The sequence below is a fragment of the Methylibium sp. Root1272 genome, from assembly GCF_001425905.1.
Lineage (GTDB): Bacteria > Pseudomonadota > Gammaproteobacteria > Burkholderiales > Burkholderiaceae_C > Methylibium.
The window spans coordinates 260816-284781 of sequence record NZ_LMDY01000012.1 but is presented as its reverse complement, the minus strand read 5'-3'; the positions used below and the strand labels follow the sequence as shown (position 1 = coordinate 284781).

Annotated in this window: 22 protein-coding genes; 12 read left to right on the top strand and 10 right to left on the bottom strand. The window is 70.7% G+C overall.

All coding sequences use genetic code 11. The features are described from left to right. The first annotated feature begins 103 nt into the window (after positions 1-103). Both argG and ASC67_RS07140 read left to right on the top strand, forming a co-directional pair. On the top strand, positions 104-1444 hold the full coding sequence (gene argG, locus ASC67_RS07145; RefSeq protein WP_056317098.1) for an argininosuccinate synthase: 1341 nt from the start codon (positions 104-106) through the stop codon (positions 1442-1444). A gap of 127 nt (positions 1445-1571) precedes the next feature. Further along, the gene (locus tag ASC67_RS07140; RefSeq protein ID WP_056317095.1) at positions 1572-2369 is read left to right on the top strand and encodes a M48 family metalloprotease; all 798 of its coding nucleotides are present in this window, start codon (positions 1572-1574) and stop codon (positions 2367-2369) included. 18 nt (positions 2370-2387) lie between these two features. Here ASC67_RS07140 and ASC67_RS07135 read toward each other — a convergent pair whose 3' ends face one another. From ASC67_RS07135 to murB, 3 genes are all read right to left on the bottom strand, one after another. Further along, on the bottom strand, positions 2388-2864 hold the full coding sequence (locus tag ASC67_RS07135; protein ID WP_056317092.1) for a hypothetical protein: 477 nt from the start codon (positions 2862-2864) through the stop codon (positions 2388-2390). 120 nt (positions 2865-2984) lie between these two features. Next, positions 2985-3383 carry a 4a-hydroxytetrahydrobiopterin dehydratase gene (locus ASC67_RS07130; protein WP_056317089.1) on the bottom strand — a complete coding sequence of 133 codons (399 nt, stop codon included), beginning with the start codon at positions 3381-3383 and terminating at the stop codon, positions 2985-2987. A gap of 214 nt (positions 3384-3597) precedes the next feature. Then, positions 3598-4626, bottom strand: a complete 1029-nt coding sequence (gene murB / locus ASC67_RS07125; RefSeq protein WP_056317086.1) for a UDP-N-acetylmuramate dehydrogenase — start codon at positions 4624-4626, stop codon at positions 3598-3600. A 42-nt stretch (positions 4627-4668) separates the two neighbouring features. On the opposite strand from murB, the gene ASC67_RS07120 reads away from it, so the two are divergent. Together ASC67_RS07120 and ASC67_RS07115 are read left to right on the top strand one after the other, a co-directional pair. Then, the gene (locus tag ASC67_RS07120; protein ID WP_056317082.1) at positions 4669-5157 is read left to right on the top strand and encodes a YajQ family cyclic di-GMP-binding protein; all 489 of its coding nucleotides are present in this window, start codon (positions 4669-4671) and stop codon (positions 5155-5157) included. A gap of 11 nt (positions 5158-5168) precedes the next feature. After that, positions 5169-5825 (top strand): TIGR02281 family clan AA aspartic protease, encoded by a 657-nt coding sequence (locus ASC67_RS07115; protein ID WP_056317079.1) that lies wholly within the window; start codon positions 5169-5171, stop codon positions 5823-5825. A gap of 111 nt (positions 5826-5936) precedes the next feature. Here ASC67_RS07115 and ggt read toward each other — a convergent pair whose 3' ends face one another. Next, positions 5937-7661: a gamma-glutamyltransferase gene (ggt, locus tag ASC67_RS07110; RefSeq protein ID WP_056317076.1), complete on the bottom strand. Its 1725-nt coding sequence runs from the start codon at positions 7659-7661 to the stop codon at positions 5937-5939. 156 nt (positions 7662-7817) lie between these two features. On the opposite strand from ggt, the gene ASC67_RS07105 reads away from it, so the two are divergent. Beyond that, a complete protein-coding gene (locus ASC67_RS07105; protein WP_056317073.1) occupies positions 7818-8528 on the top strand; it encodes a pseudouridine synthase in 711 nt (236 codons plus the stop codon). 15 nt (positions 8529-8543) lie between these two features. Here the strand turns inward: ASC67_RS07105 and ASC67_RS07100 are convergent, their stop codons facing one another. Together ASC67_RS07100 and ASC67_RS07095 are read right to left on the bottom strand one after the other, a co-directional pair. Continuing rightward, entirely contained in the window at positions 8544-9173 is a 630-nt protein-coding gene (locus ASC67_RS07100) for a response regulator transcription factor (protein ID WP_056317069.1), read from the bottom strand. Between the two features lie 214 nt (positions 9174-9387). Then, positions 9388-10758: an ATP-binding protein gene (locus tag ASC67_RS07095; RefSeq protein ID WP_056318238.1), complete on the bottom strand. Its 1371-nt coding sequence runs from the start codon at positions 10756-10758 to the stop codon at positions 9388-9390. Between the two features lie 189 nt (positions 10759-10947). On the opposite strand from ASC67_RS07095, the gene pqqA reads away from it, so the two are divergent. The 4 genes from pqqA (at position 10948) to lspA (ending at position 15633) form a co-directional block, all read left to right on the top strand. Next, positions 10948-11022, top strand: a complete 75-nt coding sequence (gene pqqA, locus ASC67_RS20170) for a pyrroloquinoline quinone precursor peptide PqqA (RefSeq protein ID WP_081771315.1) — start codon at positions 10948-10950, stop codon at positions 11020-11022. Between the two features lie 121 nt (positions 11023-11143). Beyond that, on the top strand, positions 11144-12193 hold the full coding sequence (locus ASC67_RS07090) for a bifunctional riboflavin kinase/FAD synthetase (protein ID WP_056317064.1): 1050 nt from the start codon (positions 11144-11146) through the stop codon (positions 12191-12193). Positions 12194-12280: 87 nt separating this feature from the next. Next, entirely contained in the window at positions 12281-15136 is a 2856-nt protein-coding gene (ileS, locus tag ASC67_RS07085) for an isoleucine--tRNA ligase (protein WP_056317061.1), read from the top strand. A gap of 2 nt (positions 15137-15138) precedes the next feature. Further along, a complete protein-coding gene (lspA, locus tag ASC67_RS07080; RefSeq protein WP_056317058.1) occupies positions 15139-15633 on the top strand; it encodes a signal peptidase II in 495 nt (164 codons plus the stop codon). Positions 15634-15770: 137 nt separating this feature from the next. Here the strand turns inward: lspA and ASC67_RS07075 are convergent, their stop codons facing one another. Next, positions 15771-16766 (bottom strand): quinone oxidoreductase, encoded by a 996-nt coding sequence (locus ASC67_RS07075; protein WP_056317055.1) that lies wholly within the window; start codon positions 16764-16766, stop codon positions 15771-15773. Positions 16767-16829: 63 nt separating this feature from the next. On the opposite strand from ASC67_RS07075, the gene ASC67_RS07070 reads away from it, so the two are divergent. From ASC67_RS07070 to ASC67_RS07060, 3 genes are all read left to right on the top strand, one after another. After that, positions 16830-17153, top strand: a complete 324-nt coding sequence (locus tag ASC67_RS07070) for a putative signal transducing protein (protein ID WP_056317052.1) — start codon at positions 16830-16832, stop codon at positions 17151-17153. A gap of 6 nt (positions 17154-17159) precedes the next feature. Then, the gene (locus tag ASC67_RS07065) at positions 17160-18125 is read left to right on the top strand and encodes a DMT family transporter (protein ID WP_056317050.1); all 966 of its coding nucleotides are present in this window, start codon (positions 17160-17162) and stop codon (positions 18123-18125) included. Between the two features lie 69 nt (positions 18126-18194). Next, entirely contained in the window at positions 18195-20600 is a 2406-nt protein-coding gene (locus tag ASC67_RS07060) for an EAL domain-containing protein (protein WP_235566251.1), read from the top strand. A gap of 12 nt (positions 20601-20612) precedes the next feature. On the opposite strand, the gene ASC67_RS07055 is transcribed toward ASC67_RS07060, so the two are convergent. Genes ASC67_RS07055 through ASC67_RS07045 form a run of 3 tightly spaced genes read right to left on the bottom strand, consistent with a single transcriptional unit; the run spans position 20613 to position 23952 of the window. Then, the gene (locus ASC67_RS07055) at positions 20613-21395 is read right to left on the bottom strand and encodes an SDR family oxidoreductase (protein WP_056317043.1); all 783 of its coding nucleotides are present in this window, start codon (positions 21393-21395) and stop codon (positions 20613-20615) included. Between the two features lie 20 nt (positions 21396-21415). Beyond that, complete coding sequence (locus ASC67_RS07050; RefSeq protein WP_082535865.1) at positions 21416-22327, bottom strand: DMT family transporter; 912 nt, start codon at positions 22325-22327, stop codon at positions 21416-21418. After that, complete coding sequence (locus ASC67_RS07045; protein ID WP_056317036.1) at positions 22327-23952, bottom strand: gamma-glutamyltransferase family protein; 1626 nt, start codon at positions 23950-23952, stop codon at positions 22327-22329. The genes ASC67_RS07050 and ASC67_RS07045 overlap by 1 nt, the downstream gene beginning before the upstream one ends. Between the last annotated feature and the right edge of the window lie 14 nt (positions 23953-23966).

Here is a 23966-nt window from a genome sequence, read left to right as displayed (position 1 = left end):
TCGGGGGCGCGCCTAAAATCTCGGCTTCGCCGATTTGACCTCACTCGCGCGCCCGTCCCGCCCGCGCCCCGGCGAGTCCGAACCCGCAGCACTGTCCCCCACCATGGCAACCATCCTCCAGCACCTTCCCACCGGCCAGAAGGTCGGCATCGCATTCTCCGGCGGACTGGACACCAGCGCCGCGCTGCACTGGATGAAGCTCAAGGGCGCCCTGCCCTATGCCTACACCGCCCACCTCGGCCAGCCCGACGAGCCGGACTACGACGAGATCCCGCGCAAGGCGATGCAGTACGGTGCCGAGAAGGCACGGCTGGTGGATTGCCGCGCACAACTGGTGGCCGAAGGCCTGGCCGCGCTGCAGGCCTGCGCCTTCCACATCTCGACCGCCGGGATCACCTACTTCAACACCACGCCGATCGGGCGTGCCGTCACCGGCACGATGCTGGTCGCCGCGATGAAGGAGGACGACGTCCACATCTGGGGCGACGGCAGCACCTTCAAGGGCAACGACATCGAGCGCTTCTACCGCTACGGCCTGCTCACCAACCCGGCGCTGAAGATCTACAAGCCCTGGCTCGACCAGGCCTTCATCGACGAGCTCGGCGGCCGCGCCGAGATGTCGGCCTTCATGACCCAGGCCGGCTTCGGCTACAAGATGAGCGCCGAGAAGGCTTACTCGACCGACTCGAACCTGCTCGGCGCCACGCACGAGGCCAAGGATCTCGAGCACCTGAGCAGCGGCATCCGCATCGTCAACCCGATCATGGGCGTGGCGTTCTGGCGCGACGAGGTCGAGGTCAAGCGCGAGGAGGTCACGGTGCGCTTCGACGAGGGCCGGCCCGTCGCCTTGAACGGCGTCGAGTACGCCGACCCGGTGGCGCTGCTGCTGGAGGCCAACCGCATCGGTGGCCGGCACGGCCTGGGCATGAGCGATCAGATCGAGAACCGCATCATCGAGGCCAAGAGCCGCGGCATCTACGAGGCCCCGGGCCTGGCGCTGCTTCACATTGCCTACGAGCGCCTCGTGACCGGCATCCACAACGAAGACACGATCGAGCAGTACCGCGACAACGGCCGCAAGCTCGGCCGCCTGCTCTACCAGGGCCGCTGGTTCGACCCGCAGGCCATCATGCTGCGCGAGACCGCGCAGCGCTGGGTGGCGCGTGCGATCACCGGCGAGGTCGCGCTCGAACTGCGCCGTGGCAACGATTATTCGATCCTCGACACGCGCTCCCCCAACCTCACCTACCAGCCCGAGCGGCTGTCGATGGAGAAGGTGGAGGATGCGCCGTTCTCGCCGGCCGACCGCATCGGCCAGCTGACGATGCGCAACCTCGACATCGTCGACACCCGCGCCAAGCTGGGCATCTACGCCAAGAGCGGGCTGCTGTCGCTGGGCAGCGGCGCGGCGCTGGCGCGCCTGCAGAACGACGACACGCCCTGATCAGGCCTGCTCGGCAGCGCCTCGCGCCGCCGGCCGTGCGATCCGTCCGCCGGGCCCCGGCCTGAGCGGCACCCAGGGTCTTTCACACCCGCGTCACAAAGCGTAGTCTCCGTCCAGGAGGCTTGCGATGAACGCTGTGTGCCGCCGCGTCTTGGCCCTGGGATTGGCTTCGGTGTTTTCCGGAGGAGCGGCCGCCGTCCAGCTCGCCTACGAACCCACCGCGCTGGACTGGACCTCGGGCGAGGTCGGCCGCATCGGTGCCGAAACCCTGCAGCAGACCGTCGCGCACGCGGCCCGGCACGACCGGCTCGGCTGCGTGCAGCATTGCGATCGCCTGCAGCGCATCTTCGACCGGCTGGTCGTCGAGGCCCGCCAGCAGACGCGACGCGCCGCCCTGCTGCCCTGGTCGCTGACCGTGCTGCACCAGGACGACAGCGGCGCCTTCGCGCTGCCCGACGGTCAGGTGGTCGTGTCGGAAACGCTGATCGACGACCGCGGCCTGTCCGACGAGGCGCTGGCCTTCGTGCTGGCGCACGAGATGGCGCACAGCCTGCTGGAACACGAACGCCAGCTGCTGACCGCCGGCCGCCTGCTGCTGCCGCGGCTGGTCGAGCGCAGCGTGCCCGACATGTATGTCGAGTTCGAGTTCAACTTCGGCCTGCTGAAGACGCTGGAACCGGTGCTGCACCAGGGCGAATACGAAGCCGACGAGCTGGGCCTGTTGCTGGCCGCGCTGGCCGGCTACGCGCCCGCCCGGCAGCTCGAGTTCATGCAGAACGAGGTGGCCGAGGACGATGGCCGCCGTCCGCTGGCCGCCACGCACCCGGCCGCGACGCAGCGGCTGCTGCGCCTGCAGGAGCGACTGCCGCTGGCCTGGCGCCTGTACGAGGCGGCGCGTCGAGACACCGCCGGCCGTCGCCCCTGACCCCGGCGGACCGCCGGCTCAGTTCGCCAGCGCGGTCACACTGCCGCCCTGCACCAGCACGCGATCGTTCACCCGGATGCCGAGGTCGCGATGCCCCACCAGGGTCTGGACACCGCCGCCATCGAGTTCGACGGTGTACTCGTAGCGCGGCTGCGGCGGGGGCTTGGGACCTGCGTCGACGGGAGCCGCTGGCGCGGCAGGCGTCGCGGGTCGAGCCGTGGCTGCTGAAGGCGCCGTGCGCTTGTCGCGTTTGCCGCTCGCCGCCGGCTTGGCCTTGGAGGCCGGGGCCGGCTTGGCCACGGCCGGGGCGGTCGGGACCGCGACCGCTGCCGGTGCGTCGACCCAGGCCGCGAAGTAGGTGATCCGGCTCACCGTGGCATTGCCCTGCGACAGGGCGCTTGCGGCCGCCGCTCCCGGTTCGGTGTGGCGCGACGACGCGCAACCCCCCAGCAGCCCGGCAACGAGCATGACAACGGCAAGCGAACGGGCGAACATGGCAGGGCACTCCTCGATGCGACGCCGAGCGAGTGTGCCGAATGGAACGGCGACCGGGGCGTGAACTTGCGTGCCTCGGCCTCCCGCATTCGAGTGGCTTGCCCGCGCGGCAGCCGCAGCTCACGCCGCGTCGTATTTCAGATACTTGAAGCGCGCATCGTCATTGGGCGTGCCCTCGAGCACCGCGCCCTCCTCCTTCGCCGGCTGCCACTGCACCACCTCCTCGATCTTCCTGGCCAGCGCGAAGTCCTTCTCGGTCACGCCCTTGGCGGCGTGGTTGACCAGCTTCACGATCACGAACGCGTAGCTGACCGCCAGGTCCGGGTGGTGCCAGGCCGCCTCGGCGAGGTGGCCGACGGTGTTGACGACCATCAGCGTGGCCTTCCAGCCGCTGGTCTTGTACTTGCGACGGATCCAGCCGTCCTCGTAGGTCCAGTGCGGCAGCTCGGCCTTCAGCCGGGCCTCGATCTCCTCGGGGGCATAGACCTCGTCGGCCCCCTTCCTGCGCCATTGCGTCATGACCGTCTCCTCGATGGTTGATGAGCCCCGCCCTAGGGCCTGTTAACGCTACCGGAGGGCTCGCGTGACCCATGAAACGGACGCCATCAAGGCGCACAGCGCAGCCGGGGTCGGCCCCCGGCGAGCATGGGCAACGCCGAGGGCGCCCGTTTCATGGGTCACCCTTCGGGCCTGCGCAGCACGGGCGCGAGCCCTCCGGTAGCGTTAACAGGCCCTAGACCACCACCGGCTCGGGCTCGAGCCGGATGCCGAAGCGGCCGTAGACGCTTTCCTGGATCGCCTGCGCCAGCGTCACGATCTCGCCGCCGATGGCCTGCCCGCGGTTCACCAGCACCAGCGCCTGCTTCTCGTAGACGCCGGCCTGGCCGATCGACTTGCCCTTCCAGCCGCAGGCGTCGATCAGCCATCCTGCCGCGAGCTTGAAACTGCCGTCGGCCATGGGGTAATGCACGATCGCCGGGTCGCGCGCGATGATGTCGCGGCACTGCTCCGGCGTGACCACCGGGTTCTTGAAGAAGCTGCCGGCGTTGCCGATCACCGCCGGGTCGGGCAGCTTGGCGCGGCGGATCTCGCAGACCCAGTCGAACACCTGGCGCGGCGTCGGGTGGGTGATGCCGGTGTCGGCCATCCTGCGCTCCAGGTCCAGGTAGCCCAGCACCGCGGTCGGCGGCTGCGGCAGTCGCAGCCGCACGCGGGTGATCAGGCAGCGGCCGGCGAGCGCCTGCTTGAACACGCTGTCGCGGTAGCCGAATCGGCAGGCGGCGGCGTCCAGCGTGAGCGCGGCGCCGGTCTGCAGGTCGATGGCGTCGAGCGAGTCGAAGCGGTCCTTCAGCTCCACGCCGTAGGCACCGATGTTCTGCACCGGCGCGGCGCCCACGCAACCAGGGATCAGCGCCAGGTTCTCCAGCCCCGGCAGGCCCTGCTCCAGCGTCCAGGCGACGAACTCGTGCCAGTTCTCGCCGGCACCCGCCTCGACGATGACCGCATCGTCCCGGCGCTCGAGCACGCGACGCCCGGGGATCTCGACCTTGAGCACCAGCGCGCGCAGGTCGCGCGTCAGCACGATGTTGCTGCCGCCGCCCAGCACGAACCTGGGCAGACGGGCCAGATCGGGGTCGGCCAGCAGGCGCTGCACGTCCTCGGGTGCGCGCACGCGCACGAGCCGCTGGGCCAGCGCGGGCAGGCCGAAGCTGTTGTACGGCCTCAGGCTGACATTGGTTTCGAGGGCAGGCACGTCCGGCATGGCAGAATTTTCGCTGATCTCCGTCACAGGAAGCCCTTCATCATGCCCAGCTTCGATACCGTGCTCGAACCCAACCTCGTCGAGGTGCGCAATGCAGTCGACCAGAGCAGCAAGGAGATCGGCACGCGCTTCGACTTCAAGGGCTCGTCGGCCCGCGTCGAGCTGAAGGACAAGGACATCACGCTCTATGCCGACAGCGACTTCCAGCTCTCGCAGGTGATGGACATCCTGACGCTCAAGCTCACCAAGCGCAGCGTCGATGCGCGCTTCCTCGACAGCAGCGCCAAGATCGAGAAGATCGGCGGCGACAAGGTCAAGCAGGTGCTCAAGGTCAAGGAAGGCATCGACAGCGAGACCGCCAAGAAGATCCAGCAGCTGATCAAGGCCAGCAAGATGAAGGTGCAGGCCGCGATCCAGGGCGATGCGGTGCGCGTCACTGGCACCAAGCGCGACGACCTGCAGGCCGCGATGGCGCTGATCCGCAAGGACGTGGCCGACGTGCCGCTGTCGTTCAACAACTTCCGCGACTGAGCCGGCGCCGGATGCGCGCCGCGCTGCTGTCCGCCGTGCTGATCCTCGCCGCCGCCCTGGCGGCGGCGCAGCAGCCACCGTCCCGTCGCGTGGCGCTGAGCGGCAGCATGGGCAGCCGCGCGCTGCTGGTCATCGACGGCGGCGCGCCGCGTGCGGTCGCGGTGGGCACCACCGTGCAGGGCGTCAAGCTGGTCAGCCTGAACGAGGCGCAGGCGGTGGTCGAGATCGACGGCCAGCGCCAGACGCTGCGCCTCGGTGAAGCGGCGGTGAACCTGGGCGGCACGGCGAGCGCCGGCAGCGGCACCGAGATCGCCCTCAGCAGCGATGCCAACGGCCACTTTCAGGCCAATGGCCAGATCAACGGCCGCGGCGTGCTGTTCCTGGTCGACACCGGCGCGACGATGGTCGCGATGGGCCAGGACGAGGCCGAGCGTCTGGGCCTGTCCTACAAGAACGGCGAGCGCATCGGCCTGCGCACCGCCAACGGCAACACCGTGGGCTACCGCATCTCGCTGAACACGGTGCGGGTCGGTGACGTGGAGGTGCACAACGTGGCGGCGGTGGTGCAGCCCCAGCCGATGCCCTTCATCCTGCTCGGCAACAGCTTTCTGACGCGCTTCCAGATGAAGCGCGAGAACGACACGCTGCTGCTGCAGCGGCGCTACTGAGCGCGGATCGGCAGTGCGCAGCGTGGCCGTTCTCAAGGAAACGTCGGGCCGCCTCAAGTTTCCTTGACCCCCGCGGGGGGCGGGCTGGGCGCAGACCGGCCCTGGGGGTGCTCAGTAGCCGGCCGCCAGACCGGTGTTGCGCCGCGGGTCGTTGGCGCCGTAATAGCGGTTGCTGCCGACCGGCTTGCCGCCCAGCGAGGGCGCGCCGACCAGGATGGCCGTCACGTGGTTGGCCGGTTGCGGGGCACCGAATCGGTGTCCCATGCCGAGCAGGATCTGCCGCGTGTCGGGGCTCAGCGCGAAAGGCTCGAGGTTCGTCGCCTCCGGCTGCCACTGCTGGTGGAAGCGCGGGGCATCGACCGCCTCCTGCACGGTCATGCCGTAATCGATGAGGTTCAGCAGCACCAGCGCCGTCACGGTGATGATGCGGCTGCCGCCGGGCGTGCCCAGCACCAGGACCGGCTTGCCGTCGCGCGACACGATGGTCGGGCTCATCGAACTGAGCGGACGCTTGGCCGGCGCGATCGCGTTGGACTCGCCCTGCACCAGGCCGTACATGTTCGCGGCGCCGAGCTTGACGGTGAAGTCGTCCATCTCGTTGTTCAGCAGCACGCCGGTACCTGCCGCGGTGACGCGGGCGCCGAACCAGTCGTTGAGCGTGTAGGTCACCGAGGCCGCGTTGCCTTCGCGGTCGATGACGGAGTAGTGCGTGGTGTTGCTGCCCTCGTGCGGCGCCACGCCGGGCCGCAGTTCCTGCGACACGCCGGCGCGCGCCGGGTCGATGGCGGCGCGGATGCGCGCGGCATAGCTCTTGTCGAGCAGGCGCTCCAGCGGGTTCTGCACGAAGTCGGGGTCGCCCAGGTAGCTGTTGCGGTCGATGTAGGCGTGGCGCATCGCCTCGATCTGGTAATGCACCCCCTGCGCCGAGCCGTGGCCCAGGTCCTTCAGCGGATAGCCCTCGACGATGTTGAGGATCTCGCACAGGATCACGCCGCCGGCACTCGGCGGCGGCGCCGAGACGACCCGGTAGCCGCGGTAGTCGCACTCCACCGGCGCGAGTTCGCGGGTCGCGTACTGGTCGAGATCGGCCTGCGTGATCAGGCCGCCGCCGGCGCGGCTCGATGCCGCCAGCGCCGCGCCCACCGGCCCCTGGTAGAAGCCGCGGCTGCCATGCCGGGCTATGCGCTGCAGCGTGCGCGCCAGGTCCTTCTGCACCAGCCGCTGGCCGGTAGCCCACGGCACGCCGTCGCGCAGGAAGATCGCCGCGGAGGCCGGGTCCTTGCGGAAGTCCTCGGTGGCGGTGGCGAGCATGGCGATGTCGCCCGGCTCCAGCACGAAGCCACGCCGCGCCAGCCGCAGCGCCGGCGCGACGAGCGCCGCCCGCTGCATCGTGCCGTACTTCGCGCGTGCGAATTCGAGCCCCGATACCGTGCCGGGCACGCCCACCGCCAGATGGCCGCGCGTGCTGAGGCCCTTGACCGGCTGGCCGTCGGCGCCGAGGTACATGTCGGCCGTGGCCGCGAGCGGCGCCTTCTCGCGGAAGTCGAGAAAGGTCTTGCGGCCGTCGGCGAACTGCAGCGTCATGAAGCCGCCGCCGCCCAGGTTGCCGGCCGCCGGGTACACCACCGCCAGCGCGTAACCGACCGCCACCGCCGCGTCGACCGCATTGCCGCCGCGCCGCAGGACGTCGACCCCGACCTGCGTCGCCAGCCGGTGCGCGGTGACGACCATGCCGTTCTCGGCCGCCACCGGCGCGACCGACGCCGCCTGCACGGCCACCGCGACCAGCACCACAGCCGCGGCAAAGAGGGACCTGAAGCACTGGGCTGCATGCATGGCGAAGCTCCTGGGCGCGCGTCGCCCGCTCGAGGACGACCGGGGCAGGATAGCCCGCGGGCCCAGCCTGCGCGGGACGCAGGACAGAACCGCAGCCGGCCGCTGCGGCGCTGCCCGGCCCCGGCGAGCGCGAGTAGCCGCTCGCTACACTGCCGGATGCGCATCTCGCAAGTGTTGTTCTCCCAGGGTTTCGGCACGCGGCGCGACTGCGCCGGGCTCATCCACGCGGGCGCGGTCGAGGTGGCCGGCCGCGTGATCGACGACCCCGACGAGGAGCTGCCGACCGAGGGTCTGGTGTTCAGCGTGCAGGGCCGGGGCTGGCCCTTCCATGAGAAGGCGCTGGTGCTGCTGCACAAACCGACCCACTACGAGTGCTCGCAGAAGCCGCGCCACCACCCCGGCGTGCTCTCGCTGCTGCCCACGCCGCTGCGCGTGCGCGGCCTGCAGCCGGTGGGCCGGCTCGACGAGGACACCACCGGCGCGCTGCTGCTCACCGACGACGGCACGCTGATCCACCGGCTCACGTCTCCCAAGCACCACGTGCCCAAGGTCTACGAGATCACCGCCAAGCATCCGCTGGCCGACGAGCAGGTCGCCCGCCTGACCGAGGGCGTGGTGCTCGACGACGACCCCAGCCCGGTGCGCGCGGCCGCAGCCGAACGCACCGGTGAGTTCACGCTGCGCCTCACGCTGACCGAAGGCAAGTACCACCAGGTCAAGCGCATGCTGGCGGCGGTGGGCAACCGCTGCGAGGGGCTGCACCGCAGCCGCATCGGCGCGCTGGACCTGGACGACCTGCCGGTCGGCCAGTGGCGCTGGATCGGCCCGGACGAGCGGGCCCGGCTCACGCAGAAATCGGACGCGTAAGCCGCGTCGGCGGCTTCAGGCCTGGATCAGGCCCCAGCGCAGCGCCACCAGCGTGATCTCGCTCTGGTTGCTGGCGTTGAGCTTCTGCTTGATGTGGTACAGGTGGGTACCGACCGTGCTGGGCGAGAGCTTCAGCGTCTCGGCGATCTGCGCCACGGTCATGCCGCGCGCAAGCTGGATGAAGACCGAGAACTCGCGCTCGCTCAGCATGTCGGCCGGACTGGTCTCGCCGTCGATCTGCGCCACCGCCAGCCGCTGCGCGGTCTGCGCGTCCACGTAGCGCTCGCCGCGCGCCACCGCGGTCACCGCGGCGATCAGCGCCTCCGGCGCGCTGCGCTTGGCCAGATAGCCCAGCGCGCCGGCCCGCAGCACGCGCTGCGGGTGCGCGGTGTCCTCGTGGGCCGACAGCACCAGCAGCTTCAGCTTCGGGTCCTGGGCCAGCAGCCGCCGCACCGCCTCCAGACCGCCCATGCCCGGCATCGACAGATCCATCACCACCACGTCGGGCTTGACCTTCGGCACCGCCTGGCAGGCTTCCTCGCCGGTCTCGGCTTCCCCCACCACCTCTATGTCGGCATTGGCCAGCAGCATGCGAAAGCCCATGCGGACCAGCGCATGGTCATCGACCAGCATCACGCGGATCATGATCGCGAGGGGCGCAAGAGACCGCGCAGGAAAGAGTGAATCGGCATGGGAGAAAACGTCCGGAAACCGGCCCGGCCTGCGGACGCCGGACCCTCGGCACAGACTAACGCAGCAGGCCGCCGACGGCCCCCTATCGTTGTCCCCCACGCCGCGGGTCGCAGCGCGGCCACCGTGTGCCAACGCGGAGCGCTACCGGTGCCGACCCGTGTGCGGTTCACACCGGCTCCGCGGCCGTGAAGGGCACCCACACCTGCAGCTCCGCGCCCCGCGGGCTGCGGTTGTCGATGCGCAGCACGCCGCCCAGCGCCTCCACGCGCTCGGCCAGCCAGCGCAGGCCGTAGTGGCCGCCGTCCTGCTTCGCCTTCTCGCGCCAGTCGGGCGCGAGCCCCTGGCCATCGTCGGCGACCTGGAGCTTGGCGCCCTCGGACTCGGCCTGCAGGCTGACGCTCAGGTGCCGGGCCTGGCCGTGGCGCAGCGCATTGGTCAGCCCTTCCTGTGCCGCGCGGTAGAGCGCCAGCGTCGCCTCGCTGCCCAGTTGCACGTCGCCCAGGTCGATGCGCAGCTCCACGCTGGCCTGCGGCTGGCTGACCCGCGTGCGCTCGACCAGGTCGCGCAGCGCATCGGCCAGCCCGAAGGCGTCGAGCACCAGCGGCGCCAGCCGCGGGATCAGGCCGTGCATCGCGTCGTACAGGCGCGAGCTTTCCTCGGCGATCACGTTGGCCGCACGCGCGGCTTCCGGGTCGGCCACTGCGACGCGCTGTGCCACCGACAGCGCCAGGCTGCGCATGCCGGTGACCGACTGTCCCAGTTCGTCGTGCAGCTCGCGTGCGATCAGCCGACGCTCCTGCTCCAGATGGCGGTCGATCCAGCGCGCCAGGTCGCGGCGGTCGGACAGCTCGTGCTCGGCCTGCGCGGCGCGGCGCTCGGCCTCGATGCGCTCGCTGACGCCCACCACCATGCGGTTGAAGGCAGCGCCGATCGCGGCCGCCTCGGTGCCCGGCAGGCGCGGCAGCGTGACGTCGAGCTGCCCGGCTTCGATGCGATTGAGCGCCGCGACGATCTGCCCGAAGGGCTTGACCGTGCGGCCGACGACCCAGTAGACGATGAGGTTCAGGACCACCAGCACGCCCAGGGCCGCCAGGAAGAGCACGGCGAACTGGTCCCACGCATCGAGCGCCGCGCGCGACGGGTCGGCCCGCACGACCAGCGTGCCGTCGGGGAAGTCCATCTTCTGGGGCTCCAGCGGCGGCGCCATGAAGTCGACGAACCAGTCGGGTGCATCGCGGCCCGACTTGTACGGTGACGGCGGCGACTGGTAGACCAGCTCGCCCTTGCCGTCGAGCAGCGTGATGTCGTTCGCACGCACCCGGCCCACCCCCTGCAGGTAGCCGATCATCGCGGGCGTGCCGCGCGCCGCCTGCAGCCACAGGGTGCGCTGCAGCAACTGCGCGGCCACCCGGTTGGCGGCCTCGATCTCCTCGTGGATCGAGTCGCGCGCCCCCTTGACCTGCAGCGCCATGACCGCAACCAGGCACAGCGCCACCAGCACACCGACGATCAGGTGGATCTTCAAGCGCAGACTCATGCGCCGCATGGTATCGGCCGACCGCGCGCCGGCACGCCGTCGATTCCAGAAAATCATGAGGCGCGAATCATGGCCGGGGCACTGCCCGGCAGCCGGCGTCGTGGGCATCATGAGCCATGAGTTGACGGGAAACCGTTCACTCCGCAGCAGCCGACCCGGCCCTGTGCCACCGAGTGAAGGAGATTCAACATGCAATGGCAAAAGCCCCAAGCGACCGACCTGCGTTACGGCTTCGAGATCACGATGTACATCTCGAACCGTTGATGGCAACGGTTCCGGCCGGCCTCGCGCCGCGCCGGTTCAGGAAGGCCCGCCTCGAGCGGGCCTTTTTGCGTCTGCCCCCGAGGCGACAGGGTCCTGCGCGCGCTGTCGCGATAATCCGGCGATGCAAGTCTTCCGAGGTCTGCACCACACCCTGCTGGCCGATGGCGGAGCGTCTGCCGTCACGGTCGGCAACTTCGATGGCGTGCACCGCGGCCACCAGGCCATGCTCGCTTTGCTCAAGAGCGAGGCCGAGCACCGCGACCTGGTCAGCACCGTGCTGACCTTCGAGCCCCATCCGCGCGACTTCTTCGCCGCGCGCGCCGGCACCCCGGCCAAGGCGCCGGCGCGCATCGCCACGCTGCGAGACAAGCTCGGCGAGCTGGCGCGCTGCGGCGTCCAGCGCGTCGTGGTGCTGCGCTTCGACCAGGCCTTCGCCGACCAGTCGCCGCAGGCCTTCATCGACGACGTGCTGCTGGGCGGCGTGAAGGCGCGCTACGTGCTGGTCGGCGACGACTTCTGCTTCGGCGCCAGGCGGGCCGGCGACTACGCGATGCTCGACGCCGCCGGCGAACGCCAGGGCTTCGACGTGGCGCGGATGATGAGCTACGAGGTGCACGGCCTGCGCGTCAGCAGCTCGGCGGTGCGCGAAGCACTGGCGGTGGGCGACATGGGGCTGACCACCCGCCTGCTGGGGCGGCCCTACAGCATCAGCGGGCATGTGACCCACGGCCGCAAGCTGGGCCGCGAGCTCGGCGCCGGTCCGAACGGCGGCGACGGCTTCCGCACGCTCAACCTGCGTTTCCCTCATCCCCGGCCGGCCGCCCACGGCATCTACGTGGTGCGCACCCACGGGCTGACCGCCGAGCCGCTGGACGGCGTGGCCAGTCTGGGGGCCCGGCCCACGGTGGACGACAGCGGGCGCGTGCTGCTCGAAGTGCACTGCCTGGACTGGCCGCCGCACCTGGGCGCCGAGGGGGGCTACGGTAGACTCGTGCGCGTGGAACTGCTGCACAAGCTACGCGACGAAGCCCGCTACGACGGGCTCGCTGCGCTGACCGCCGCGATCGCGCAGGACGTGAGCCAGGCGCGCCAGTGGCTGACGAGCAGCCCGCACGCGGCCCATGCGGCCGAGCGCCGCCAGACCACCCGCGATCGAATTCAGGGCCGCTGACCCTGCGGCGCCGGCGCCTGCTGCGCCGACGCACCCACCTGCCCTGTCCCCGCCGCGCGCCGCCCGCGCGGCCGCGCCGAGAACGCCATGAGCACCGACCAGCCCACCGACTACCGCGCCACGCTGAACCTGCCCGACACGCCCTTCCCGATGCGCGGCGACCTGCCCAAGCGCGAGCCGGGCTGGGTGAAGCAGTGGGAGCAACAAGGCACCTACCAGCGCCTGCGCGACGCGCGGGTCGGCCGCCCGAAGTTCGTGCTGCACGATGGCCCGCCGTATGCGAACGGCCAACTGCACATCGGCCACGCGCTGAACAAGGTGCTCAAGGACATGATCGTCAAGGCCCGCCAGCTGGCCGGCTACGACGCGCTCTACGTGCCCGGCTGGGACTGCCACGGGCTGCCGATCGAGAACCAGATCGAGAAACTGCACGGCCGCGGCCTGGGCCGCGACGAGGTGCAGGCGAAGAGCCGCGCCTACGCCACCGAGCAGATCGCGCAGCAGATGGCCGACTTCAAGCGCCTGGGCGTGCTCGGTGCCTGGGACCGACCCTACCGCACGATGGACTTCGGCAACGAGGCGGGCGAGATCCGCGCGTTGAAGCGCGTGATGGAGCGCGGCTTCGTCTACCGCGGCCTGAAGCCGGTGTACTGGTGCTTCGACTGCGGCAGTTCGCTGGCCGAGTTCGAGATCGAGTACGAGAACAAGTCCTCGCCGACGGTGGACGTGGCCTTCCTGGCCGCCGAGCCGCAGAAGCTCGCCGCCGCCTTCGGCCTGCCGGCGCTGGCCAAGGACGCGTTCGCGGTGATCTGGACCACCACGCCGTGGACCATCCCCGCCAACCAGGCGCTGAATCTCAACCCCGAACTCGAGTACGCGCTGGTCGACACCGAGCGCGGCCTGCTGCTGCTGGCCAGCGCGCTGGTCGAGAAGTGCCTGGCGCGCTACGGCCTGGCCGGCACGGTGCTCGCCACGACCGCCGGCAAGGCGCTCGAGGGGCTCGAGTTCCACCACCCGCTGGCGCACGTGCACCCCGGCTATGCGCGGCGGAGCCCGGTCTACCTGGCCGACTACGCCACCGCCGAGGACGGCACCGGCATCGTCCACTCGGCGCCGGCCTACGGCGTGGAGGACTTCAACTCCTGCATCGCGCACGGGATGAAGCACGACGAGATCCTGAACCCGGTGCAGGGCAACGGCGTCTACGCCGCCGACCTGCCGCTGTTCGGCGGCCAGTTCATCTGGAAGGCCAACCCGCTGATCGTCCAGGCGCTGCAGGACGCCGGCCGGCTGATGGCGACCGCGAAGCTCGAGCACAGCTACCCGCACTGCTGGCGCCACAAGACGCCGGTGATCTACCGCGCCGCCGCGCAGTGGTTCGTGCGCATGGACGAGGGCGAGGGCGTGTTCACCGTCGACAAGGCGCCGAAGACGCTGCGCCAGACCGCGCTCGCGGCGATCGACGCCACGGCCTTCTACCCCGAGAACGGCCGCGCCCGGCTGCGCGACATGATCGCCAACCGGCCCGACTGGTGCATCAGCCGCCAGCGCAACTGGGGCGTGCCGCTGCCCTTCTTCCTGCACAAGGTGAGCGGTGAGCTGCACCCCGACACGCCGGCGCTGATGGACCGCGCCGCGGCGCTGGTCGAGCAGGGCGGCGTCGAGGCCTGGTCGCGGCTCGATCCGCGCGAGTGGCTGGGCGAGGCCGCCGACGACTACGCGAAGAGCACCGACATCCTCGACGTGTGGTTCGACTCCGGCTCGACCTTCTTCCACGTGCTGCGCGGCAGCCATGCCGGCGCCGGCCGCGACGACGGCGGGCCCGAGGCCGACCTCTACCTCGAAGGCCACGACCAGCACCGCGGCTGGTTCCACAGCTCGCTGCTGATCGCCTGCGCGATCGAGGGCCGCGCACCCTACCGCGGCCTGCTGACGCACGGCTTCGCGACCGACGGCCAGGGCCGCAAGATGAGCAAGTCGCTCGGCAACACGGTGGCGCCGCAGTCGGTGAGCGAGAAGCTCGGCGCCGAGATCATCCGTCTGTGGGTCGCGAGCACCGACTACTCGGGCGACCTGAACATCGACGACAAGATCCTCGCGCGCGTGGTCGACGCCTACCGCCGCATCCGCAACACGCTGCGCTTCCTGCTCGCCAACACCAGCGACTTCGACCCCGCGAAGGACGCGGTGCCGGCCGAGCAGATGCTGGAGATCGACCGCTATGCGATCGACCGCGCCGCGCAGCTGCAGGCCGAGATCCTGGCGCACTACGAGGTCTACGAGTTCCACCCGGTGGTCTCGAAGCTGCAGGTCTACTGCAGCGAGGACCTGGGCGCCTTCTACCTCGACGTGCTGAAGGACCGGCTCTACACCACCGCACCGAAGTCGCTGGCGCGCCGCAGCGCGCAGACCGCATTGCACCGCATCACCGACGCCATGCTGCGCTGGATGGCGCCGTTCCTGAGCTTCACCGCCGAGGAGGCCTGGCCGATCTTCGCGCCGGGCGTGTCGCCGTCGATCTTCACGCAGACGTATGCCGCCTTCGATGCGCCCGATGCCGCGCGACTTGCCAAGTGGTCTCGTGTTCAAACAGTCCGCAATGCGTCCAATTGGCGCATCGAGGCGCTCCGCAGCGTTGGCTTGGTCGGATCGTCACTCCAGGCAAATGTAAATGTCGCTGCTAAGACCGAGCTCTACGATCTGTTGAATAGCCTTGGCGATGGGCTCAAGTTCGTCCTCATTGCATCTAAAGCTGAACTCGCTCTGTTACCGCCCGACGACGCAGAGACACTTCGCGTAACGCCTGAAGCCAGTTCCGCGCCCAAGTGCGAACGCTGCTGGCACTATCGCGACGACGTCGGCGCCGACCCGGCCCATCCGACGATCTGCGGCCGCTGCACGAGCAATCTCTACGGTGCCGGCGAAACCCGCACGGTGGCCTGACCATGGCCAAGACGACGACCTTCGGCCGCACCGGCTTGCTCACCTGGCTAGGCATCGCGCTGATCGTGATCGTGCTCGACCAGTTCACCAAGACGCTGATCCTCGGCTACTTCCAGTACGGCGATTCGCGTCACGTGACGAGCTTCTTCAACGTCGTGCGCGTGCACAACACCGGCGCGGCGTTCAGCTTCCTGGCCGGGGCCTCGGGCTGGCAACGCTGGTTCTTCGTCGGGCTGGGCCTGGTGGCGGCCGGCTTCATCGTCTGGATGCTGCGCAGCCAGGGGCACCAGCGCCTGTTCGCCTGGGCGCTGTCGCTGATCCTCGGTGGCGCGCTCGGCAACGTGATCGACCGGCTGCTGCACGGCTACGTGGTCGACTTCCTCGACTTCCACCTCGGTGCCCGCCACTTCCCGGCCTTCAACATCGCCGACAGTGCGATCACCGTCGGCGCCACGCTGCTGATCTTCGACGAACTGCGGCGCGTGCGCCGAGGCTAGAGACACCCACCCCCGTTGCGGCTTCGCCGCTCCCCCTCGAGGGGGCGCCGCTGGCGGCCCGGCAAAGCCGGTCCGCGGCGGCTACTCGCTTGGCCGCTCCGTGCGACGCAAGTGCCGCAATGTCCGATCGGAGCTCGTCAGGGAATCAGGACCGAGCAGCCGGTGGTGAGGCGCGCCTCCAGGTCGCGGTGCGCCTGCGCCGCGTCGGCGAGCGCATAGCGGCGCTCGACCGGAATCTTCACTGCGCCGCTGCCGACCACCGCGAACAGGTCGTCGGCCATCGCCTGCGTGCTCTCGCGCGTGGCGATGTGGGTGAACAGCGTCGGGCGCGTCACGTAGAGCGAGCCCTTGGCCGCCAGCACGCCCAGGTCCACCGGCGGCGCCTTGCCCGAGGCGTTGCCGAAGTTCGCCAGCAGGCCGAAGGGCTGCAGCACGTCGAGCGACTTCTCGAAGGTGTCGAGACCCACCGAGTCGTAGACCGCCTTCACGCCGCGCCCACCGGTGAGCTCCTTCACCCGCGCGACGAAATCCTCGCGCCGGTAGTTGATGGCGTGCTCGGCACCGTACTGCACGGCCAGCGCGCACTTCTCGTCGCTGCCGGCGGTGCCGATCAGCCGCAGGCCCAGTGCGCGCGCCCACTGGCAGGCGATCAGGCCCACGCCGCCGGCCGCGGCATGGAACAGCACGGCATCGCCCGGCTGCAACCCGCCCTGCGGCAGCGTCTTCTTCAGCAGGTACTGGGCCGTCAGGCCCTTGAGCATCATCGCGGCACCGGTCTCGAAGTCGATGCCGTCGGGCAACTGCACCACGCACTTGGCCGGCATCACGCGCGCCTCGCAGTAGGCCCCCGGCGGCTGGCCGGCGTAGGCGGCGCGGTCACCGGGGCGCAGGTGCGTCACGCCGGCGCCGACCGACTCGATCACGCCGGCCCCCTCCATGCCCAGCGTGAGCGGCATCGGCAGTGCATACAGGCCGCTGCGCTGGTAGACGTCGATGAAATTCAGCCCGCAGGCATGGTGGCGGATGCGCACCTCGCCGGGACCGGGCTCGCCGATCGGCAGGTCGACGAGTTGCATCGCGTCGGCACCGCCGGCTTGCGGAACCTGGATGGCTTTGACGGTGGTTGCTGGCATGCGGGGATCCTCGGTGATGTCGTGTTCTCCGGTATCGTGCCAGGGTTCCCTTACCCCTTGCCGATGCGCCGACTTCGCTCCGCCCCCAACCTCGCGATCGCCACGCTGTGGACCGACCTGCTCGGGCAGGCCGGCGTCGCGGCCACGGTGCAGCGCGCGTTCGCCAGCAGCATTGCCGGCCAGGTGCCGCCCGACCAGGCCTTGCCGGAGGTCTGGATCCAGCACGAGGAGCAGTTCGACCGCGCCGGCGCCCTGCTCGACGAGCTGACGCACTGCCCGGCGCGCCTGTGGGTCTGTCCGGGCTGCGGCGAGCGCATCGACGGTCCGTTCGAGCAATGCTGGAACTGCGGGGCCGCCATGCCGCCGGACCCGCCGACCCGGCTCTGAACGTCGATGGCCGGCCTGACCCCGCGCATCGCCTTGCTGATGACCCTGCCGCCCCTCATGTGGGCCGGCAATGCCGTGGTCGGCCGGCTGGCGGTGGGCAGCGTGCCGCCGCTGACGCTGAACCTGCTGCGCTGGGTGCTGGCTCTGCTGTTGCTGCTGCCGCTGGCCTGGCGCGTGTTCCGCGCGCCGCGCGAGCTGGCGGTGCGCTGGCCGCACCTGCTGCTGCTCGGCACGCTGGGCGTGGGCAGCTACAACGCACTGCAGTACCTGGCGCTGCAGACCTCGACGCCGATCAACGTGACGCTGATCGCCGCCAGCATGCCGGTCTGGATGCTCGCGATCGGCGCGCTGTTCCACGGCGTGCATCCGCAGCGCCGCCAGCTCGCGGGCGCGGCGCTGTCGCTGACAGGCGTCACGCTGGTCATCGCGCGCGGCGACCCGGCAGCGCTGGCGCGCGTGCAGTTCGTCGCGGGCGATCTCTACATCCTGGTCGCCATCGTCGCGTGGGCGTTCTACAGCTGGATGCTGGCGCGTCCGCCGGCTCACCTGCGCGGCACGGGGCAGCCGTTGCTGGAGGACGGCGGCGAAGCTGCGCGCCCGTGGAACTGGTCCGAGGCGCTGGCGGTGCAGGTGGTGTTCGGACTGGTCAGCGCCGCGGCCGCCGCCGCGGGCGAGCAGGCGCTCGGCAGCCCGCCGATCCGCTGGAACGGCTGGGTCGTGGCCGCGCTGTTCTATGTCGCCATCGGCCCCTCGCTGATCGCCTACCGCTGCTGGGGCCTGGGGGTGGCGGTGGCGGGCCCGGCAGCGGCCGCCTTCTTCGGCAACCTCACGCCGCTGTTCGCTGCGCTGCTGTCGGCCGCGCTGCTCGGCGAGCTGCCGCAGTGGTACCACGGTGTGGCGTTCGCGCTGATCGTGGCCGGCATCGCCGTGTCGTCGCGGCGCCCGACTTCCCGAGGCCTCGACAGCCCCTAGTCCGACGAACGTTTGGTCGCACCCGCCGGTCGGCCTGCTCGCTATGATCCGCGCAAGCAGCCGCCCCCAATGCACACCTCCCGCGACGTCGCCCTTCCGCAAACGCACGACTGGCATCGGCTGCCGGGTCTGATGATGGCGCTCAGCCGCGAGGCGCGCCTGCTGGCCGTGAACGAGTCGCTGGCGGCATGCACCGGCTGGCACCGCGACGCCGCCGCCGACGGCGAAGCCTGGCTCGACCGGCTCTCCGCGCCGTCGCGCCGCGAGCTGCTGAAGGCGCTGGACAACGTCGGCACCACCGACCGCTTCCGCCTCGAACTGCAGTTCCGTCGGCCCGGCGGCGAGGTCGGCTGGCTCGAATGCGACGCGCGCTGGAACCGCGATACCGAGCTGTGCCTGTGCGCGCTGCACGACGTGAGCGCGCGCAAGCGCACCGAACTCGCGCTGCGCGAGCAGACCACGCAGCTGCGCGTGCTGGCCGACAACGTGCCGGCACTGATCGCGTACTACGAGCAGCAGGGCTTCCGCTGCACCTTCGCGAACCGCCACTACGCGAGCGCACTGGGCTGGACCCCCGAGAACATCCTCGGCCGCACCGCGGCCGAGATCGTCGGCGAGCGCGGCTGGCAGCAGATCCGCCCCTACATCGAGCAGGTGGTCGAGACCCGAGCCCAGGTGTCCTACGAGCGCGAACTGACCGACACCGCCGGCCGGCCGCAGTGGCTCGAGGTCGACGTGCTGCCGAACTTCGACGACGAGGGCGAGCTGTCGGGCGCCTTCGTGCGGGTCACCGACATCACCAAGCACCGCCTGGCCGAGCGCGCCGTGCGCGAGTCGGAGGATCGGCTCGCGAAGTTCATGCAGGCCAGCGCCGAGGGCATCCTGTTCCACCGCAACGGCACGGTGATCGACATCAACGCGCCGATCTGCGAACTCACCGGCTACGCGCGCGACGAGGTCATCGGCCGGCAGACCTCGGAGTTCCTGGCGCCCGATCACCTGCCACGCGCGCAGCAGGCGCTCGCCACCGGCGCCGAGACCGCGTGGGAGAGCGTCGCGCTCGGCCGGTCCGGCGAGCGCATCCCGGTCGAGCTGATCACGCGCTCGATCATGCGCAGCGGCGAGCGGCTGCGCCTGGTGATCGTGCGCGACATCCGCGAGCGCGTCGCCGCGCAGGCGCGCATCCACCATCTGGCGCACCACGACGCGCTGACCGGCCTGCCCAACCGCGCCGCGTTCGGCCTGCAGCTCGAGCAGCTGACCGCATCGCACCGCGCCGGCGATGCGCAGATCGCGCTGCTGTTCATCGACCTCGACCACTTCAAGCGCATCAACGACTCGCTCGGCCACCTGGTCGGCGACCTGCTGCTGCAGACCGTGACGGCGCGCATCACGGCCAGTCTGCGCGCCGACGACGTGGTGGCGCGCTTCGGCGGCGACGAGTTCATGGTGCTGATCCCGGGCGTGACCGACCGCAGCGTGGTCGAGCAGGTGGCGGGCAAGCTGCTGGCGGTGATCGAGGCGCCGCTCGAGGCCGCGGGCCGCTCGATCTCGGTATCGCCGTCGATCGGCGTCTCGCTGTTCCCCGAGCACGGCCGCACACCGGCCGAGCTGATCCAGCATGCCGACGCGGCGATGTACATGGCCAAGGCGCGCGGTCGCGCCAACGTGCAGTTCTTCGATCCGGTAGTGGCCAGCGCCGCCTACGATGCGCTGGTGGTCGAGAGCCAGCTGGCCCAGGCGCTGGAGACCGGTGCCTTCGAGCTCCACTACCAGCCGCAGCTGCGCTCCAGTGACGGCCGGCTGGTCGGCGTCGAGGCGTTGATCCGCTGGCACCATCCCGAGCGGGGCCTGCTGCTACCCGATGACTTCATCCCTGTGGCCGAGGAACGCCGGCTGATGCTGCCGATCGGCCAGTGGGTGCTGCGCGAGGCGATGCGCTGCGCACGGCGCTGGCATGCGCAGGGGCTGGAGCTGCCGATCTCGGTCAACCTCAGCAGCATGCAGTTCCAGCAGCGCGGCTTCGTCGCCTCGCTGGCCGAACTACTGCAGCAGGAACAGGTGAGCGGCGAGTGGCTGGAGCTCGAACTGACCGAGCGCATGCTGATGGACGACCTGGTCGAGGTGAAGGCCTCGCTGGCGCAGCTCAAGGCCCTGGGCATGCGCATCTCGGTCGACGACTTCGGCACCGGCTACTCGTCGCTCGGCCACCTGAAGGAGTTGCCGATCGACAAGGTGAAGATCGATCGGTCCTTCGTGCAGGACGTGCCGCAGAACGCCGACGCCGCAGCCATCGTGCGGGCGATCGTGCAGCTCGGCCGCAGCCTGGGCATGACCGTCATCGCCGAGGGCGTGGAGACCGAGGCCCAGGAGCGCTTCCTGCGCGAACTGGGATGCGAAGAACTGCAGGGCCTGCGGATCGCGCCGCCGCTCTCGGAGGCCGACCTGCAGATCTGGGCCGCGGGCCGCCAGTGAGCGCGGGCAGGACTAGAACGTCCCCGGGTAGGCGCCGCCGTCCATCAGCAGGTTCTGGCCGGTGATGTAGCCGGCCTGCGCGCCGCACAGGAAGGCGCAGGCCGCACCGAACTCGGCCGGCGTGCCGAAGCGCCCCGCGGGGTTCTTCAGCGCACGCTGTGCCATCACCGCGGCGGTCGTCTGGCCGCTGGCCTGCGCGGCGCCTTCCAGCGTCGCGGCGAGCCGCTCGGTCTCGAACGGGCCGGGCAGCAGGTTGTTGATCGTCACGTTGCGCGCCACCGTCTTGCGCGACAGGCCGGCCACGAAGCCGGTGAGCCCCGAACGAGCGCCGTTGGACAGGCCGAGGATGTCGATCGGCGCCTTCACCGCTGCCGAGGTGATGTTGACGATGCGGCCGAAGCCGCGCGCCATCATCGGGTCGACCACGGCCTTCATCAGCTCGATCGGCGTCAGCATGTTGGCGTCGAGCGCCGCGATCCAGGTGTCGCGGTCCCAGTCGCGGAAATCGCCGGTCGGCGGACCGCCCGCGTTGTTCACCAGGATGTCAACCTGCGGGCACGCCGCCAGCGCCGCGGCACGCCCCTCGGCGGTGGTGATGTCACCCGCGACCGCGCGCACCTCGATGGCCGGGTTCGACACACGCAGCGCCGCCGCCGCCGCCTGCAGCGCCTCGGCACCGCGCGCGGTGATGACCAGGTTCACGCCCTCGCCGGCCAGCGCCTGTGCGCAGCCCTGGCCGAGTCCCTTGCTGGCGGCGCACACGAGCGCCCACTTGCCGGCGATGCCCAGATCCATGTCGTTCTCCTCGTCGTCGTTCAGCGCGCCCGCGCCAGCAGCCAGATGCCCACCAGCACCAGCGCGGTCCCGGCAGCGACCCAGGCGGTGAAAGGCTCACCGAGGATCACGATGCCCATCAGCAGCGTGCTCATCGGTCCGACCATGCCGGTCTGCGCCGCCAGCGTGGGGCCGATGCGCTCGATCGCCATCATCACCATCAGCACCGGCGCGACAGTACAGGCGGTGGCGTTCAGCAGCGACAGCCACAGCGCCGGCACCGGCACGGCCAGCGCGACCTCCGGCGAGCGCAGCACGAAGAACTGCGCGATGCACAGCGCGCAGGCCACCGTGCTCGCCAGCCCGACCAGCCGCATCGAGCCCAGGCGCTGCACGACCTCACCGCTGTAGACCAGGTAGATCGCGTAGCTCACCGCGCTGGCGAACACCAGCAGCGCGCCCAGCACGACATCGGGCCCCTGGAAACCGACCTCGTGGCCGAACACGAGCAGCACGCCAAGGTAGCTGACGCCGATCGCCAGCGCCTGCGGGCGCGTCACGCGCCGGCCGAACAGCAGCACGCCGAAGGCCAGCACCAGCGTCGGGTTGAGGTAGAGGATCAGCCGCTCCAGGCTCGCGCTGATGTACTGCAGGCCCAGGAAATCGAGGAAGCTCGCCAGGTAGTAGCCGGTGAAGCCGAGCAGCAACACCATGCGCTTGTCGTGCGCCGTCAGCGGCGGCTTGCCGCGGCTCGCCCACCAGGCCATCGCCAGGAACAGCGGCAGCGCGAACAGCATGCGGAAGAACAGCACCGTGACGGCGTCCAGGCCGTGGCGGTACAGCAGCTTGGCGACGATGGCCTTGCCGGAGAAGGCGATCGCGCCGGCCATCGCCAGCGCAAGGCCGGCCCAGGGGAGGCCGGGCCGAGCCCCGAGCGACGGCGCCGACGGCACTACAAGCCCACGGCCTGGCCGTCCCGCCGGGGATCGCTCGCAGCAACGTAGCCCTCGACCGCCGGATCGCCCAGGCGCCAGATGAACTGCCCGGCGCCGAAGTCCTGGTAGCTGTCCTGGATCACCTCCATGCGGTGCCCCAGCGCGGCCAGCCCCTGCACCGTGCCCGGGTCCATGCCGGCCTCGACGTTGATCTCCAGCCCGGCGTTGTAGCGCCAGCGCGGCGCGTCGCAGGCGGCCTGCGGGTCCTGGCCGTAGTCGACCATGCGCACCAGCGTCTGCAGGTGGCCTTGCGGCTGCATGTTCGCGCCCATCACGCCGAAGCTCATGCGCGGCGCGCCGTCGGCATCGCTCAGGAAGGCCGGGATGATGGTGTGGAAGGGCCGCTTGCCCGGCGCCACGACGTTGGGGCTGCGCGCGTCCAGGCTGAAGGCATGGCCGCGGTTCTGCAGGCTCAGGCCCCATTCCGGCAGCACCACCCCGGCACCGAAGCCCATGTAGTTGCTCTGGATGAAACTCACCATCATGCCGGTCTCGTCGGCCGCGGTGAGGTAGATCGTGCCGCCCTTCACCGGGTTGCCGGCGCCGAAGTCCTGTGCGCGCTTCGGGTCGATCTGCCGAGCCCGCTCGGCCAGGTAGTCGTCGGCCAGCAGCTGTTCGGCGCTCACTTCCATGCTGCCGGGCTCGGCCACGTAGCGGTAGACGTCGGCGAAGGCGAGCTTCATCGCCTCGATCTGCAGGTGCTGCGACGCCACGCCGTCGACCGGGAGCGCGGCGACGTCGAAGTGCGCCAGGATGCCGGCCGCGAGCAGCGCCGCGAGGCCCTGCCCGTTCGGTGGAATCTCGTGCAGCACCTGGCCGCGGTAGGCCTTGGCGATGGGCGCGACCCATTCGGGCCGGTAGGCGGCGAAGTCCTGCGCGGTCAGCCCGCCACCCTGTGCGCGCGCCTGCTGCGCCAGCGCCTCGGCGATCTCGCCGCCGTAGAACGCCGCACCGCGCGACGCGGCGATCGCGCGCAGCGCCCGGGCCGCGCCCGGCAGCCTGAACAGCTCGCCGACCCGCGGCGCGCGGCCGCGCGGCAGGAAGGCCTCGGCGAAGCCGGGTTGCGCCACCAGCGCCTCGACCTGCGCGGCCGCCGCCCACTTCTGGCCCACGACGACCGGCACCGCGTAGCCGCGCTCGGCCACCTCGATCGCCGGCGCCAGCAGATCGCCGAAAGGCAGCTTGCCGAAGCGCTCGCTCAGCGCCAGCCACGAGGCCACCGCACCGGGCACCGTCACGCTGTCCCAGCCGCGCGCCGGTGGCGCGGCCGTGTCGCGGCCGTACTTGCGATGGAAGTACTCGGGCGTCCAGGCCTGCGGCGCGCGGCCCGAGGCATTGAGCCCGTGCAGCGCCTGCCCGTCCCACAGGATGCAGAAGGCGTCCGAGCCCAGGCCGTTGCTGCAGGGCTCGACGATCGTCATGACCGCCGCAGTGGCGACGGCGGCATCGACCGCGTTGCCGCCTGCCGCCAGCATGCGCAGGCCGGCCTGGGCCGCCAGCGGGTGCGAGGTGGCGACGACGTTGCGCGCGAACAGCGGTAGCCGCTGGCTGCCGTAGCCCGCCCGGTAGTCGAAGGGGTTCATGACCCGATTATGGG

What these genes read in the sequence shown, in the direction of transcription:
- ASC67_RS07070 (WP_056317052.1), top strand. Translation starts at nt 16,830, where the DNA reads ATGCGCCGACTTCGCTCCGCCCCCAACCTCGCGATCGCCACGCTGTGG.
- ggt (WP_056317076.1), bottom strand. Translation starts at nt 7,661, where the DNA reads ATGCATGCAGCCCAGTGCTTCAGGTCCCTCTTTGCCGCGGCTGTGGTG.
- argG (WP_056317098.1), top strand. Translation starts at nt 104, where the DNA reads ATGGCAACCATCCTCCAGCACCTTCCCACCGGCCAGAAGGTCGGCATC.
- ASC67_RS07115 (WP_056317079.1), top strand. Translation starts at nt 5,169, where the DNA reads ATGCGCGCCGCGCTGCTGTCCGCCGTGCTGATCCTCGCCGCCGCCCTG.
- ASC67_RS07140 (WP_056317095.1), top strand. Translation starts at nt 1,572, where the DNA reads ATGAACGCTGTGTGCCGCCGCGTCTTGGCCCTGGGATTGGCTTCGGTG.
- ASC67_RS07130 (WP_056317089.1), bottom strand. Translation starts at nt 3,383, where the DNA reads ATGACGCAATGGCGCAGGAAGGGGGCCGACGAGGTCTATGCCCCCGAG.
- ASC67_RS07060 (WP_235566251.1), top strand. Translation starts at nt 18,195, where the DNA reads ATGCACACCTCCCGCGACGTCGCCCTTCCGCAAACGCACGACTGGCAT.
- murB (WP_056317086.1), bottom strand. Translation starts at nt 4,626, where the DNA reads ATGCCGGACGTGCCTGCCCTCGAAACCAATGTCAGCCTGAGGCCGTAC.
- ASC67_RS07105 (WP_056317073.1), top strand. Translation starts at nt 7,818, where the DNA reads ATGCGCATCTCGCAAGTGTTGTTCTCCCAGGGTTTCGGCACGCGGCGC.
- ileS (WP_056317061.1), top strand. Translation starts at nt 12,281, where the DNA reads ATGAGCACCGACCAGCCCACCGACTACCGCGCCACGCTGAACCTGCCC.
- ASC67_RS07095 (WP_056318238.1), bottom strand. Translation starts at nt 10,758, where the DNA reads ATGAGTCTGCGCTTGAAGATCCACCTGATCGTCGGTGTGCTGGTGGCG.
- ASC67_RS07065 (WP_056317050.1), top strand. Translation starts at nt 17,160, where the DNA reads ATGGCCGGCCTGACCCCGCGCATCGCCTTGCTGATGACCCTGCCGCCC.
- ASC67_RS07045 (WP_056317036.1), bottom strand. Translation starts at nt 23,952, where the DNA reads ATGAACCCCTTCGACTACCGGGCGGGCTACGGCAGCCAGCGGCTACCG.
- lspA (WP_056317058.1), top strand. Translation starts at nt 15,139, where the DNA reads ATGGCCAAGACGACGACCTTCGGCCGCACCGGCTTGCTCACCTGGCTA.
- ASC67_RS07100 (WP_056317069.1), bottom strand. Translation starts at nt 9,173, where the DNA reads ATGATCCGCGTGATGCTGGTCGATGACCATGCGCTGGTCCGCATGGGC.
- ASC67_RS07055 (WP_056317043.1), bottom strand. Translation starts at nt 21,395, where the DNA reads ATGGATCTGGGCATCGCCGGCAAGTGGGCGCTCGTGTGCGCCGCCAGC.
- ASC67_RS07120 (WP_056317082.1), top strand. Translation starts at nt 4,669, where the DNA reads ATGCCCAGCTTCGATACCGTGCTCGAACCCAACCTCGTCGAGGTGCGC.
- ASC67_RS07135 (WP_056317092.1), bottom strand. Translation starts at nt 2,864, where the DNA reads ATGTTCGCCCGTTCGCTTGCCGTTGTCATGCTCGTTGCCGGGCTGCTG.
- ASC67_RS07090 (WP_056317064.1), top strand. Translation starts at nt 11,144, where the DNA reads ATGCAAGTCTTCCGAGGTCTGCACCACACCCTGCTGGCCGATGGCGGA.
- ASC67_RS07075 (WP_056317055.1), bottom strand. Translation starts at nt 16,766, where the DNA reads ATGCCAGCAACCACCGTCAAAGCCATCCAGGTTCCGCAAGCCGGCGGT.